Source organism: Mycolicibacterium nivoides (genome assembly GCF_003855255.1).
In the GTDB taxonomy this organism is placed as follows: domain Bacteria; phylum Actinomycetota; class Actinomycetes; order Mycobacteriales; family Mycobacteriaceae; genus Mycobacterium; species Mycobacterium nivoides.
Genome location: NZ_CP034072.1, coordinates 6,128,594 through 6,142,002, shown reverse-complemented (window position 1 = coordinate 6,142,002; position 13,409 = coordinate 6,128,594). Strand labels below are relative to the sequence as shown.

At 67.6% G+C, this 13,409-nt stretch carries 13 protein-coding genes; 5 read left to right on the top strand and 8 right to left on the bottom strand.

Annotation, left to right across the window (positions count from 1 at the left end; all coding sequences use genetic code 11):
- The first annotated feature begins 20 nt into the window (after window positions 1-20).
- Both EH231_RS29995 and EH231_RS29990 read left to right on the top strand, forming a co-directional pair.
- Window positions 21-779 (top strand): isocitrate lyase/PEP mutase family protein, encoded by a 759-nt coding sequence (locus EH231_RS29995; RefSeq protein ID WP_090433707.1) that lies wholly within the window; start codon window positions 21-23, stop codon window positions 777-779.
- A gap of 134 nt (window positions 780-913) precedes the next feature.
- Complete coding sequence (locus EH231_RS29990; protein ID WP_234927357.1) at window positions 914-1,390, top strand: hypothetical protein; 477 nt, start codon at window positions 914-916, stop codon at window positions 1,388-1,390.
- Between the two features lie 56 nt (window positions 1,391-1,446).
- Here the strand turns inward: EH231_RS29990 and EH231_RS29985 are convergent, their stop codons facing one another.
- Entirely contained in the window at window positions 1,447-2,355 is a 909-nt protein-coding gene (locus tag EH231_RS29985) for a DMT family transporter (RefSeq protein WP_124713901.1), read from the bottom strand.
- Here EH231_RS29985 and EH231_RS29980 point away from each other — a divergent pair.
- From EH231_RS29980 to nirD, 3 genes are all read left to right on the top strand, one after another.
- Window positions 2,354-3,766, top strand: coding sequence for an aminotransferase-like domain-containing protein (locus tag EH231_RS29980; RefSeq protein WP_124713900.1), 1,413 nt, complete (start codon window positions 2,354-2,356; stop codon window positions 3,764-3,766). The two genes, EH231_RS29985 and EH231_RS29980, sit on opposite strands and share 2 nt — an antisense overlap.
- A gap of 115 nt (window positions 3,767-3,881) precedes the next feature.
- Window positions 3,882-6,479, top strand: a complete 2,598-nt coding sequence (gene nirB, locus EH231_RS29975; protein ID WP_124713899.1) for a nitrite reductase large subunit NirB — start codon at window positions 3,882-3,884, stop codon at window positions 6,477-6,479.
- A complete protein-coding gene (gene nirD, locus EH231_RS29970) occupies window positions 6,476-6,847 on the top strand; it encodes a nitrite reductase small subunit NirD (protein WP_090433718.1) in 372 nt (123 codons plus the stop codon). The genes nirB and nirD overlap by 4 nt, the downstream gene beginning before the upstream one ends.
- On the opposite strand, the gene EH231_RS29965 is transcribed toward nirD, so the two are convergent.
- From EH231_RS29965 to EH231_RS29935, 7 genes are all read right to left on the bottom strand, one after another.
- Entirely contained in the window at window positions 6,832-7,083 is a 252-nt protein-coding gene (locus tag EH231_RS29965) for a transcriptional repressor (protein WP_090433722.1), read from the bottom strand. The genes nirD and EH231_RS29965 overlap by 16 nt on opposite strands.
- 671 nt (window positions 7,084-7,754) lie before the next feature.
- Window positions 7,755-8,450 carry a sirohydrochlorin chelatase gene (locus EH231_RS29960; RefSeq protein ID WP_124713898.1) on the bottom strand — a complete coding sequence of 232 codons (696 nt, stop codon included), beginning with the start codon at window positions 8,448-8,450 and terminating at the stop codon, window positions 7,755-7,757.
- Window positions 8,447-9,598: a uroporphyrinogen-III synthase gene (locus EH231_RS29955; RefSeq protein WP_124713897.1), complete on the bottom strand. Its 1,152-nt coding sequence runs from the start codon at window positions 9,596-9,598 to the stop codon at window positions 8,447-8,449. Before EH231_RS29955 ends, EH231_RS29960 begins: the two co-directional genes overlap by 4 nt.
- Before the next feature lie 34 nt (window positions 9,599-9,632).
- Complete coding sequence (locus EH231_RS29950; RefSeq protein WP_124713896.1) at window positions 9,633-11,048, bottom strand: nitrate/nitrite transporter; 1,416 nt, start codon at window positions 11,046-11,048, stop codon at window positions 9,633-9,635.
- A gap of 111 nt (window positions 11,049-11,159) precedes the next feature.
- Entirely contained in the window at window positions 11,160-11,756 is a 597-nt protein-coding gene (aac(2')-Ib, locus tag EH231_RS29945; RefSeq protein ID WP_234940087.1) for an aminoglycoside N-acetyltransferase AAC(2')-Ib, read from the bottom strand.
- A 43-nt stretch (window positions 11,757-11,799) separates the two neighbouring features.
- Window positions 11,800-12,684, bottom strand: coding sequence for a 5-oxoprolinase/urea amidolyase family protein (locus EH231_RS29940; protein ID WP_090433730.1), 885 nt, complete (start codon window positions 12,682-12,684; stop codon window positions 11,800-11,802).
- Window positions 12,685-12,702: 18 nt separating this feature from the next.
- Window positions 12,703-13,371 (bottom strand): 5-oxoprolinase subunit B family protein, encoded by a 669-nt coding sequence (locus EH231_RS29935; protein WP_164481080.1) that lies wholly within the window; start codon window positions 13,369-13,371, stop codon window positions 12,703-12,705.
- Between the last annotated feature and the right edge of the window lie 38 nt (window positions 13,372-13,409).

Sequence of the window (13,409 nt, the reverse complement as noted above, 5' to 3'; positions counted from 1 at the left end):
TCTGAGCACCTGGAGGACTTATGAGTGAGACCACGTTGCAGGAGCGGGCGGCGGCACTGCTGGCGCTGCACCAACCCGGCAACCCCGTTGTGTTGCCCACGGTGTGGGATGCCTGGTCGGCCCGGCTCGCGGTCGGCGAGGGCTTTTCCGCACTCACCGTGGGAAGCCATCCGCTGGCGGATTCGATCGGCAAGGCTGACGGCGAGGTGATGTCGTTCGACGATCTGCTGACCCGCGTGCGGCAAATCACCGACGCGGTCGATGTGCCGGTGTCGGTGGACATCGAGTCCGGTTACGGCGAGCGGCCCGAGCGGTTGATCGAGGGGCTGCTCGACGTCGGGGCTGTCGGTTTGAACATCGAGGACACCGTGCACAAGGAGGGCAAGCGGCTGCGCAGTTCGGCGGAGCACGCCGAGTTGGTCGGGCAGCTGCGCGCCGCCGCGGACGCCGCGGGTGTGCACGTGGTGATCAACGCGCGTACGGACCTGTTCCTGCACAACGACGGAGATGATGCCGACCGCGTGGACCGCGCGATCGCTCGGCTGTCCGAGGCGGCCGCCGCCGGCGCCGACTCGCTGTTCCCGCCTGGCCTGCGCGACCCGGAAGCGTTGGCACGCTTGGTGTCCGAGGTTCCGCTGCCGGTCAGCGTGACCGTTCCGCCCGACACCGCCGATCTCGCCGAGCTGACGGCGGCCGGCGTCGGCCGCATCACCTTCGGGCCGTTCCTGCAGGGCGTGTTGAGCGCGCGGGCCAAGGAAGTGCTGGCGCGCTGGCGGTAGCCATCGTCGGTTGACCGTTTCCCATCCGAGCCGAACAGGGATTTTGGGCGAACTGCCGCTTCTCGGCCCGCGATTTGTGCCAATAATTGCGCACTGATACGTCGAGCGGGCGGGATGCAGCGATGGTTTGGCGCATGAGAAGTGTGGTGACACTGGCGGCGGCCGGTGGGGTGGTGCTGAGCGGGATCGTCGCCCCACCGGCTGGGGCGACGACGATGGTGCCGTTGTCGAATTCCATCCGGGGGTGTGATTTCACGAAGGCATTGTTTCTCGGCGGTATGGGCTCGGGTACCGGCTCCGGCCGGGCCAGCATCGGCGCCGATGGCTCGCACGTAGGTGCCGAGGTGTCGCTGCAGTCGGCCCGGGCCGACACCGATTACCAGGTCCGGCTCATCCAGCTGCCGCGGCCGTCGCACGCGACGTGCAACGCCGGAGATCCCGGTGTGTCCGGCGCGGTGCTGCATACCGACGCCAGTGGGACGGCGACCGTCACGGTGGCCGGGTCACTGGCGCAAGACGCTACGCAGGCCTGGGTGGTTGTCGAGGGTCCACCGGCGCCGGGACGCATTCGCGGTGACGTCTACAGCTCGGACTACCCGGTAAATCTCTGACTCGCGCGAAAGCCGTTGGAAACCCATGGTTTCCAACGGCTTTCGTCGTGGTCGACCTACCGGAGGCGGATACGGACGGCCAGGGCCGCGCACCCGATGACCACCGCACCGCCGAGCACCGTCGACCACTCCAGGCGCTCGTGCAGCAACAGTGCCGCCCAGCCGATGGTCATCACCGGCTGGATCAACTGGACCTGGCTCACCTGGGTCATGGGTCCGATGGCCAGGCCGCGGTACCAGGCGAAGAAGCCCAGATACATGCTGACCACCGCCAGATAACCGAACGCGGCCCACTGCACCGGCGTCGCATTCGGCGGCTGCTGGACGAACGCCAGCACCGTCAAGGCCAGCATCACCGGCGCCGCGACCACCAGGGCCCACGACACCGTCTGCCAGGCGCCCAGTTCCCGGGCGAGCAAACCGCCCTCGGCGTAGCCCACCGCCGCCGCCAGCACCGCTCCGAACAGCAACAGGTCGGGCCAGCTCAGATGGCCGAATCCGGCGCCGTGCACCATGGCGAACACGACTGCGGCCAGCGCTCCGGCGGCCGCCATGACCCAGAACGCGGCCGGCGGACGCTCGTGGCCGCGGAGCACCGCGCACACCGCTGTGGCGGCCGGTAGCAGCGCGACCACGATGGCGCCGTGGCTGGCGGGAACGACCGTGAGCGCATAGGAGGTCAGTAGCGGGAATCCCGCCACGACACCGGCAGCCACCACGGCCAGCCGGGCCCACTGCCGGGACGAAGGCAAGGTCTGCCGGGTCAGTGCCAGAGCGGCCACCGCGATGGCCGCGGCGACGACGGCCCGTCCGGCGCCGATGAACAGCGGGGACAGCCCACCGGTGGCCACCTTGGTGAACACGATGGTGAACGAGAACGCCGTCACGCCCAGCAGGCCCCACCACAATCCCGGGTGGGATAGCGCTGACGAACTATTTCGAGTAGCGCTACTCTGTATCAACATGGATAACGATAGCACCGAGCGGATCGTGTCCGGCCTGCGAAAGTGGATCACCACGGCGCCACCGGGCGCGCAGCTACCGTCCAACCGGACCCTGGTGGCGGACTACGCGGCCAGCCCGGTGACGGTCGCCAAGGCCATGCGCACGCTGCGCAGCCTGGGGCTGGTGGAGAGCCGGCCAGGGGTCGGGACGTTCGTGCGAGCGGTGCGTAGCGCGCGTCTGCCCGACTACGGCTGGCAGACCGCGGCGCTGCGGTCCCCGCAGGCGCGCATCCCCGCGCTGTCGACGCCGCTGCGCAGTGTCGCGCCTGACGTGATCGCCTTGCACTCGGGCTATCCCGTGCGCGAACTGCTTCCCCAGCGACTGGTCCGTACGGCATTCGCGCGCGCTGCCCGCGGGGACGCCGCGTTGAGCCCGGCACCCGCGCCCGGCCGGCCCGACCTGCAGGCCTGGTTCGCCCAGGAACTGGCCGAGGCGTTCGGTGCGGGTGTGACCGCGCCGACGGCCCGCGAGGTGATCGTTCTGCCCGGCAGCCAGAGCGGTTTGAGCTCGATCTTCCGCGCTCTGGTCGGGTTCGGGCAGCCGATGTTGATCGAGTCTCCGAGCTACTGGGGAGCCATCCTGGCCGCTGCCCAGTCCGGTGTGCGGTTGGTGCCGGTGCCCAGTGGGCCGCGGGGTCCTGAGCCCGAGGAGCTTTCGCGGGCCTTCGCCGAGACCGGTGCCCGGGTGTTCTACGCGCAGCCGAATTACGCCAATCCGACTGGTGCCCAATGGGATCCAGAAATCTCGAGTCAGATTCTGGAGGTGGTGCGCAGTCACGGTGCCTTCCTGGTCGAGGACGACTGGGCGCACGATTTCGGCATCGAGACCGCCTCCAGGCCGGTGGTGGCCTCAGACGACGCCGGACACGTCATATATCTGAGGTCGCTGACCAAGAGCGTCTCGCCCTCGATCAGGGTGGCCGCGATGGTCGCCCGGGGCCCCGCCCGCGACCGGATCCTGGCCGACCGCGGTGCGGAGTCGATGTATGTCAGTGGGTTATTACAGGCGGCGGCACTCGACGTTGTCACCCAGCCGGCCTGGCGAACTCACCTGCGTGACCTGCGCCAGCAGCTACAGGCCCGGCGTGACCTGCTGATCACCGCCTTGGCCGAGCATGCGCCGGGCGCACAGTTGGAGCATGTGCCCCGCGGTGGGCTGCACTTGTGGCTGCGACTGCCCGATGCGACGAACCCGCAACGGCTGGTCCGCGAGTGCGAGGCCGACTCCGTGCTGGTGGCGGCGGGCAACGAATGGTTTCCCGCCGAGCCGTCCGGGCCGTACCTGCGACTCAACTACTGCGGGCCGGATCCGCAACGTTTTCCCGAGGCAGCCCGGGTCATCGGGGAGGCTCTGGCCCGGCAGACGGGTTAGCTGGACCTCACGGCCGCCCAATCTCACATGTGCGTCGCGTGGGCCGTGAGCACACCGTGACGGGCGCTTCACACAGGGCGACATTTCGGCAACTTCGGGTTCCTAACCTCGCCATATGTCGTCAACACAGAACGTCGTGGTCATCGGACACGGCATGGTGGGCCACCGCTTCGTCGAGGCGTTGCGGTCGCGTGACGCCGCAGGCTCATGGCGGATCACCGTGCTGTCCGAGGAAGCTGACGCGGCCTATGACCGGGTCGGCCTGACCGGTTACACCGAGCACTGGGACCGTGCCCGGCTGGCTCTGCCGGGTAATGACTATGCAGGTGACGACCGGGTTGATCTGCGCCTGGGATGTGCGGTCGCCGAGATCGACCGGGAGGCCCGCACGGTGCGCACCACCACCGGCGAGAGCTTCGACTATGACGCGCTGGTGATGGCCACCGGCTCGTACGCCTTCGTGCCTCCGGTCCCGGGGCGCGACCTGCCGGGTGTGCACGTCTACCGCACGCTGGATGACCTGGACGCGATCCGCGCCAGTGCGAAGGCAGCGCTGGACTCGAAGTCGCCGGTCGGCGTTGTGATCGGCGGCGGTCTGCTGGGCCTGGAAGCGGCCAACGCGTTGCGGCAGTTCGGCTTACGGACGCATGTCCTGGAGATGTCGCCGCACCTGATGTCGGCGCAGCTCGATGAAGCCGGTGGCACACTGCTGAACCGGATGATGCGGGGCCTGGGGATCGAGGTGCACACAGCTGTCGGCACGGACAGCATTCAGCCCGTGCAGAGGCACAAGCCGCTGCGCAAGTCCGACGTCGACGACTCGATGCGGATTGCGCTCAACGACGGCACCACGATCGACGCCGGCCTGGTCGTCTTCGCCGCCGGTGTGCGTCCGCGCGACGAGCTGGCCCGTGCCGCCGGCCTCGACATGGCGCAGCGGGGTGGTGTCCTCACCGACCTGGCCTGTGTCACAAGTGATCCCAGCATCTATGCGATCGGCGAGGTGGCCGCCATCGAGGGCCGCTGCTACGGCCTGGTCGCGCCGGGTTACACCACTGCCGAGATCGTGGCCGACCGCCTGCTCGGTGGTGAGGCCGAATTCCCCGGCGCCGATATGTCGACCAAACTCAAGCTGCTCGGCGTCGACGTCGCGAGTTTCGGTGATGCGAAAGGGAATACGCCGAACTGCCTGGAGGTCGTGGTCAACGACCCGGTCAAGCAGACCTACGCCAAGCTGGTTCTCTCCGATGACGCCAAGACGCTGCTCGGCGGCATCCTGGTCGGCGACGCATCGGCCTACGGCGTATTGCGGCCCATGGTCGCCAGCGAGCTTCCCGGAGACCCGCTGGCATTGATCGCGCCGGTCTCAGAGGGAGAGGCCGGTGCTTCCGCTTCTTTGGGCGTGGCCGCACTGCCCGACATCGCGCAGATCTGCTCGTGCAACAACGTCACCAAGGGCGATCTGAAGGAAGCCATCTGCGGCGGATGTGACGATGTGCCCAGCCTGAAGAAGTGCACGCTGGCCGGTACTTCGTGCGGTTCCTGCGTGCCGCTGCTCAAGCAGCTGCTGGAAGCCGAAGGTGTCGAGCAGTCCAAGGCGTTGTGCGAGCACTTCAGCCAGTCGCGGGCTGAACTCTTCGAGATCGTCAGCGCCACTGAGATCCGTACTTTCTCCGGCTTGATCGAGAAGTTCGGGACCGGAAAGGGTTGTGACATCTGCAAACCCACGGTCGCATCGATCCTGGCATCCACCAGCTCGGATCACGTGCTCGACGGTGAGCAGGCCTCGCTTCAGGACTCCAACGACCACTTCCTGGCCAACATCCAGAAGAACGGCAGCTACTCGGTGGTGCCGCGGTCGCCGGGTGGTGAGATCACCCCTGAGCAGTTGATCCTGATCGGCGAGATCGCAAGGGATTTCGACCTGTACACCAAGATCACCGGTGGCCAGCGGATCGACATGTTCGGCGCCCGGGTGGAACAGTTGCCGCAGATCTGGGCGCGCCTGGTCGAGGGTGGCATGGAGTCCGGGCACGCCTACGGCAAGTCGCTGCGCACCGTGAAGAGCTGCGTCGGCAGCACGTGGTGCCGTTACGGCCAACAGGATTCGGTGAACATGGCCGTCGAGATCGAGAAGCGGTACCGGGGCCTGCGCTCACCGCACAAGATCAAGATGGCTGTCTCGGGATGCGCACGTGAATGCGCTGAGGCGCAGAGCAAGGATGTCGGCGTCATCGCCACCGAACAGGGCTGGAACCTCTACGTATGCGGCAACGGCGGCATGTCGCCCCGGCACGCCCAGTTGCTGGCCGGTGATCTCGACGACGAGACATTGGTCCGCTACATCGACCGCTTCCTGATGTTCTACATCCGTACTGCCGACCGCCTGCAGCGCACCGCGCCGTGGCTGGAGGCGATGGATTCCCCGGGGGGCAAGACGGGCCTCGACCACTTGCGCGACGTCGTGTGCAACGACTCCCTTGGTCTGGCCGCCGAGTTCGAAGCGGCCATGGAGCGCCACGTCGCCGGCTACGCGTGTGAGTGGAAGGGCGTCCTGGAGGACCCGGAGAAGCTGTCGCGTTTCGTGTCGTTCGTCAATGCACCCGACGTGGATGACCCCACCATCACGTTCACCGAGCGCGGGGGCCGCAAGGTGCCGGGGGCGACAGACATCGGGATGCCAAAGGTCCGCGGATTCCAGGAGGCGAAATGACACTGCTCGACGATCACCAAGACGTTCACGCCGCGACGCCCGGGGAGTGGACGACCGCCTGCCGCTATGACTTCCTGATGCCGTGCCGCGGCGTCGCGGTACTGCTGCCTGACGGCTCGCAGGCGGCACTGTTCCGCCTCGACGACGGTTCGCTGCACGCGGTGGGCAATATCGACCCGTTCTCGGGTGCTGCGGTGCTCTCCCGCGGCATCGTGGGGGATCGTGCGGGTCGGGCGACCGTGCAGTCGCCGATCAAGAAGCAGGCCTTCGCGCTCGACGACGGCAGTTGCCTCGACGATGGCACGGTGTCGGTCCCGGTCTACCGGACCCGGATCACCCCGGGCGGGTTCGTTCAGATCTCAGCCTGATCGGTCGCCCGGCTCCAGTGCGCGTCGCGCCCCTGGAGCTTGCGGCGCTCCACGGCGCCGCGGCGCTCGAGCACCGTCAGATTGCGGTACACGGACTCGATTACGACCGGTGCACGGAAGTGCTGGTGCATATCGTCACGTAGCTGGGCAGTGGTCATCGGCCGGGACGTGCGTTCCAGTGCATTGAGCAGGTGCTGACGCAGACGTTCGGCCGGGACCCGGTCACCGGGTCGCACTGCCGTGCACGTCGTCTCGACGGCTTGCGCCCGCCGGTGTTGTCACCTGCACCTTTGCTTCTGCTCCCGCCAAATCGCCCAATGATCGCGATAACGATAGCTGAGTTTTCGACCCGGATCTGACGCCGCGATCCGCTGGCAAACGGCCGGAGGCTCGTTACTCAGGCAAATACCTGGACAGGGGCGGTTTCGCGGAAAAATTTGCCAGAATTGCATGGTCTGCAATCTCACCAAAGCTGTGGTGCGCGTCTCTCTGGCTAACTAGAATAGTTCGCTGGGTGTGTTTAGACTCCCTCTCAAGTAAGCGGCGTCTGAGGGGCTGACAAGGCATGTTTGCGCGTTCGGTAGTGAATCTGGTGGGGGCGGCAGCGATGCTGGGCGCACTCGGGGCAACGTTGGTGCCCCTGGCCCTGGACGCCGTGGATCGTGCCGGTCAACCCATCCCGTGCGGTAACGGAGCGCGACCGGATTACAGCGTCGCCGCCCAGCAGGACCAGCTCAACCTGGACCAGCACACGCTCGCCGGACCGGGATTCATGGCCAGTGATTACGTCGAGCAATGTTCAGCGTTGGTCGGCGAACGGCGATCGGCGTTCTTCGTGGTTGCGGGTGCCGGTGGGGCACTCCTGCTGGCGGGGACGGCCGGGCCGCTGATCGCGCAGTCGATCCGCTCACGCCGCGGCAGGCAGGCTCAGTACCCCGGCGCGGCGGAAGCGGTTCGCAATCAGCCGGACCATGCCGGGATGGGTGCCGAGTGGTTCGCTCACGAGGTCGGCGCCGGATTCACGCAGCCGGTCCTGGAAAAGCCCGTCGGCGAGCAGGTAGGACGCCACAGCTATGCGGCGATGGCCGCGGCTGCGTTGCGCGGCGACGGCTTCGGCAACGCTCGGCGCACCGGTCGCGGCGAAGGCCATTTCTACGCGGTCGCCGGTCATCGCTGACAGCAGCGCCGCGATGCGCCGGAGGTCGGACTGGGCGCTTCGGTCCGAGGTGCCGGCTGCCGCGAGGATCACTGAATCTCCTGGCCGCCAACCTGATTCGATCAGCCGTTCGGCGAGAACCCGGACGGTTCCCTGACACGGGCCCAGCGGCTGGGTGACGGTGACGGCCGGGTGGTCACTGGCCGCCACGTGGTCGGGCACGTCGACCCGGACGTGATACCCGGCAGCCAGGAACGCGGGCACCACCACCGCTGGGCAGTCCATCGGTAGCGATGCGAGAACTTCGCTCGGTGTCGGGCCGACCACGTCGACGAAAGAGACGTGCACGGGCCGGCTCAGCATGTCGGACACCCGCGCGGCGAGATCGCCGATCATCGCGACACCGCCGGGCTTGCGGGTTCCGTGGGCGACCAGGACCAGGCTCATTGCGTCCGGACCATCTCGGCGTCGTCGACGGCCAGTCGGTAACCCCGTTTGACGACCGTCGACACGATGTTCTTGTCTCCCAAGGCAGTACGAAGCCTCAGTACTGCTGTCTCCACGGCGTGGGTGTCGGTGCCGGTGCCCGGCAGCGCGCTGAGCAGATCGAACCGCGACACCACCGCACCCGGACGGTTGGCCAGTGCGCGGATGGTCGCCATCCCGGCCGGGGACAGCGACTTGACCGTGCCGTCGACCAGGACACAGGTGCCCCGGATCTCGAGCGTGTGCCCGGCGACCCGGACGGTCCGCGCCTGCAGCAGTGGCAGTTCGTCGGTGATGTGACGGGCCAAGGCGCCCAATCGCATCCGTTCGGGTGCCGAGGTCGGAACCCCGAGCCGGACCAGGGGCCGCGCGGTGACCGGGCCGACGCACATGGCGTGGACATCGGTGCGCAGCGCTGCCAGCACCCGGTCGGCGACATCCATCTCGGTAGCGCGCATCAGCACCGAGGCCACAGCCATTGCCGAGGTGAAACTGACTGCGTCGAAACGCCGTTCGGCGATACCGGTGACCATCTGATCGAAATCGCCGTCCCGTGGCGCGGGGTGCCAGCGGTAGACCCGGATCGGCACCACTTCGGCGCCGCCGGCGCGCAACTCATCGAGAAACTCGGGGAACGGGTCCCAATCGTCGGTGGCCCCGTGCAGTTGCACGGCGATGCGCTGCCCCTCGACCCCCTTGTCGATGAGGTAGCGCAACACTTCCCGGGAGGATTCCGATTCCGGCGACCACTCCTCGGGCAGGCCCGCGGCCCGCAACGCCCCCGTGGCTTTCGGGCCACGGGAGACGATGCGGGCGCTACTCAGCGAGTCGGTGAGCTCGGCGGCCAGGCCCCAGCCGTCGGCCGCGGCGAACCAGCCGCGGAAGCCGATCCCGGTGGTCGCCACCACGATGTCCGGCGGCACGTCGATCAGCGACGCGGTGTGCGCGCGCAACTCTTCGTCGTCGGGCAAAGGAACCATCGTGATGGCGGCCGCACTGGTCACCATCGCGCCACGCCTGGTCAGCAGCGCGCTCAGTTCGTCGGCACGTCGGGCGGAGGTCACCGCCACACGAAAACCTGTGAGCGGTGCCCAGTCGGGCTCGTTCATGGATCCAGTGAAGGCACCTCGTGTTTCCAAGGGATTACCCGGCCATTGCCGAGGCGTGTCGGTCTGCAGGGGCCGTTGTGACGGCCGTCTCAGCCGGACGCCGGACGTAGCGGAACCAGGTGCATGCCGAGGCCAACACATAGAACGCCAGGAAGATCAGAAACGCCGCGGTAGCCGATCCGCTGGACAGGTACGACTGGCGAAGGGCCAGGTTGATGCCCACGCCGCCCAGCGCGCCGATGGCGCCGGCGAATCCGATCAGCGAGCCCGACATCGACAGGGACCACCGCTGCCGCTCCTCTTCGCTGACCTGCAGGGAGTGGCTGCGGGCCTCGAAGATCGACGGGATCATCTTGTAGACCGAGCCGTTGCCAAGGCCGCTGAGCAGGAACAAGGCGACGAAGCCGACGACGTAGCCGATCATCATCAGGCCGCTGGCCGCACCGGCGGTGTGATCGTCGAACATGCTGATCGTGACCAGCATTCCGGCCGCCAGGATCATGCCGCCGAACACCGCCAGGGTCACCCGGCCGCCGCCGATGCGGTCGGCCAGCTTCCCGCCGTACACCCGCGACACGGAGCCGAGCAGCGGGCCGATGAAGGCGATCTGCGCGGCGTGCAGCGAGGCCTGCGCCGCGGTCTGGCCGCCTGCGGCGAAGTTGATCTGCAGTACCTGTCCGAAGGCGAACGCGAAGCCGATGAAGGAACCGAATGTCCCGATGTAGAGCAGCGAGATCACCCAGGTATCCCGTTCTGCCAGAATGGCTTTCATCGCGCCCAGATCGATCTTGTGCTGGTCGAGGTTGTCCATGTAGAGCGCCGCGCCGATGCCGGCCACTGCCAGAGCCACCAGGTACACGGCGCACACCCAGTACGGGGCGCGGTTGCCCGCGGTGGCGATCACCAGCAGGCCGACCAGCTGGATCATCGGTACGCCGATGTTGCCGCCGCCGGCGTTGAGCCCGAGCGCCCAGCCTTTGAGCCGCTGCGGGAAGAACGCGTTGATGTTGGTCATGGAGGAGGCGAAATTGCCGCCGCCGAAACCGGCCAGGGCGGCACACAGCAGGTAGGGCCACAGCGGCAGCCCCGGATTGGCCAGCAGCACCATCGTTCCGACCGTGGGGATCAGCAGGACGAAGGCGGAGAACACCGTCCAGTTGCGGCCGCCGAAGGTGGCGGTGGCCAGGGTGTAGGGGATGCGCAGGCAGCCGCCGACCAAAGTGGCGGTGGCGCCCAGCAGGAACTTGTCCCCGGCCGAGAAGCCGTACACGGCTTCGGGCATGAACAGGACCATGACCGACCAGATGGACCAGATCGAGAATCCGACGTGCTCGGCGAACACCGACCAGATCAGATTCCGGCGCGCGATGTACTTGTTCCCGGCTTCCCAGGCCAGCGTGTCCTCGGGATCCCAGTTGGTGATGCGATTCGACTTCAGCAGAGTGGGCATGGCGCAAAAGTAGGAAGCGATTATTGCGCAGGCGCTCCCCACAGTGACCCGGCCGTGAAATTCCGCTCACCCGCTCACCTACATGGATGTGAGCCTGTGCTTTTCTGGTGGTTACCAGACGTCCCCGTCGCGCCAGTCACAGGTAATCTCCGCGGTGGTGTCGAGTTCCATGCCGGCGGGCAGGTCGACCGGCAACACGAACAGCGACCGGTCGTCCTCGGGTGTGCGCGTCACACCGGCGGGCCGCAACACCGAGGTCGGGCCCTGCCAGGGCACCCAGCCGCGGGCGATGTAGATGTCCCTGGCGATCTCCGACGAGCTGAGCGCGCCGAGTTGGTAGGCACCGCGCAGGACCTGCTCGACCCCGTCCATGACGGCGGTGGCCAGGCCTTGGCCGCGCCAATCCTCGCGCACCGCCACGGCTTCCACGTAGCCGCAGCGCAGCGCCGTGTCGCGGTAGATCAAGCGTCGCTGCACCACGGCGGCGTGCGCGATGAGCGCACCGTGATGGCAGACGAACGCGTGCATACCGCCGAGCGAGTGCTCCCAGTCGGCATCGGTGAAATCACCCTCGAACGCCTCGATGACCATGCGCCGGGCGCCCTCGCGGGTCTCGTGGTCGAGATCGGAGGTGTGGACCAGACGCGCGGTGTGCAGGATCCCGCCTCGGACGGACGGCGAGCTGACATCCTGGAAAGGCACACCCATGTTCTACCAGCGCTGCGCGCCGGTGTCTCTACGTTGCCGTGGACTAGCCCTCGAACGGCCGGCGGGGGTGCGCCCAGTGCAGTCGCACGGTCTGCCCCGGCCGGACCTGGCCCAGTTTGTCGATGTCTTCGTCGGTCACCACGCCGATCACCGGGTAGCCGCCCGTGACCGGATGGTCGGGCCCGAGGATCACCGGAAAACCGTTGGGCGGTATCTGAATTGCCCCGCGGGTGGCGCCCTCGCTGGGCAGTTGACGGTCCGGCCAGCGGTAGTCCAGTGGCATGCCGACCAGACGCATCCCGACCCGGTCGCTGTGGGTGGTCACCAGCCAGTTGGTCCGGATCAGCACGTCGGGGTCGACGAACCAGTCGTCGCGCGGGCCGGGCACCACATTGAGTTCCAGCACATCCCCGCTGATCGAGGCGACCGGGGCCTGGTCGGTCTCGGGCAGGTCGGCGGTGTGCTCACCGACCGGCAGGATGTCGCCGGGCTGCAGCGGCGCCGGGCCGATCGCCGACATCACGTCGTAGCTTCGCGAACCGAGGACCGGTTCGACGGCGATGCCGCCGCGTACCGCCAGGTAGCTGCGCAGCCCCGAGTGCGGGGCTCCCAGCGAGATCACCTCGCCCTCCCGAACGTGATGAATACTGTTGGTGCCGAACGGGATTCCATTGACTGCAGGGTCCGTGTCGGCGCCCGTGACGGCGATGGAGACATCCCCGCCGACCACCCGGGCGGAGAATCCGCCGAACATCACCTCGATGGTGGCGTGCTCGCCCGGGTTGGCCACCAGGCGGTTGGCCAGCGTGTGGGACCGACGGTCGGCGGCACCCGAGCGGGTGACGCCGAGGTGGGCCATTCCGGGACGGCCGAGATCCTCGACCAGGGCCAGCGGTCCGGTGCGCAGTACTTCCAGTGTTGTGGTCATGGGTCTGCTCCTCGCCGACTAGCCGATGGCCCGGAACTGCACCCATGTACCGGGGGTGAGCAGTGCCGGTTGGTCCCGATGCACGTCGAACAACACCGCGTCGGTGCGCCCGATCAGCTGCCAGCCGCCGGGCGACTGCCGTGGGTAGATGCCGCTGAACTCGCCTGCCAGTGCCACCGCCCCGGCCGGAACGCTGGTGCGGGGTTCGGCCCGGCGTGGCACCCGTAGTCGCTCGTCGCCGCCGACGAGGTAGGCGAATCCGGGCGCGAAGCCCATGAATCCGACCTGCCACGGGGTGCCGGTGTGCGCCGCGATCACCTGTGCCGGGGTGAGCCCGGTCAGTGTCGCGACCTCGTGCAGGTCGGCGCCGTCGTAGGTCACGTCGATGGTCACGTCCGCCTGGCCGGCCGGGCGGACAGGCGCCGATCCGGGTTGTAGCCGCAACTTGCTCACCCGTTGTCGCGTGGGTGCCTGGTAGCGGGGATCGGCCAGCTTGATCAAGATCGTGCGTGAAGCCGGCACGATATCGAGCACACCCAGCAGTTGGGCCGCGGTGAGCGTGGCGGTCCACGCCAAAACATCGGCAGTGCTGTCGAACTCGAGCAGCAGAGCCTGATCGCCATAGTCGCGGGCGGTGCCTGGGTTCAGGCTCGGTCCCGCGTCCATCACCTCTGATGTCACACTCATGACCTGAAGCTACCCGTCGGTAGCTAAGAAAGCTCCGG

What these genes read in the sequence shown, in the direction of transcription:
- EH231_RS29995 (WP_090433707.1), top strand. Translation starts at nt 21, where the DNA reads ATGAGTGAGACCACGTTGCAGGAGCGGGCGGCGGCACTGCTGGCGCTG.
- EH231_RS29990 (WP_234927357.1), top strand. Translation starts at nt 914, where the DNA reads ATGAGAAGTGTGGTGACACTGGCGGCGGCCGGTGGGGTGGTGCTGAGC.
- EH231_RS29980 (WP_124713900.1), top strand. Translation starts at nt 2,354, where the DNA reads ATGGATAACGATAGCACCGAGCGGATCGTGTCCGGCCTGCGAAAGTGG.
- EH231_RS29985 (WP_124713901.1), bottom strand. Translation starts at nt 2,355, where the DNA reads ATGTTGATACAGAGTAGCGCTACTCGAAATAGTTCGTCAGCGCTATCC.
- nirB (WP_124713899.1), top strand. Translation starts at nt 3,882, where the DNA reads ATGTCGTCAACACAGAACGTCGTGGTCATCGGACACGGCATGGTGGGC.
- nirD (WP_090433718.1), top strand. Translation starts at nt 6,476, where the DNA reads ATGACACTGCTCGACGATCACCAAGACGTTCACGCCGCGACGCCCGGG.
- EH231_RS29960 (WP_124713898.1), bottom strand. Translation starts at nt 8,450, where the DNA reads ATGAGCCTGGTCCTGGTCGCCCACGGAACCCGCAAGCCCGGCGGTGTC.
- EH231_RS29955 (WP_124713897.1), bottom strand. Translation starts at nt 9,598, where the DNA reads ATGAACGAGCCCGACTGGGCACCGCTCACAGGTTTTCGTGTGGCGGTG.
- EH231_RS29950 (WP_124713896.1), bottom strand. Translation starts at nt 11,048, where the DNA reads ATGCCCACTCTGCTGAAGTCGAATCGCATCACCAACTGGGATCCCGAG.
- EH231_RS29940 (WP_090433730.1), bottom strand. Translation starts at nt 12,684, where the DNA reads ATGACCACAACACTGGAAGTACTGCGCACCGGACCGCTGGCCCTGGTC.
- EH231_RS29935 (WP_164481080.1), bottom strand. Translation starts at nt 13,371, where the DNA reads ATGAGTGTGACATCAGAGGTGATGGACGCGGGACCGAGCCTGAACCCA.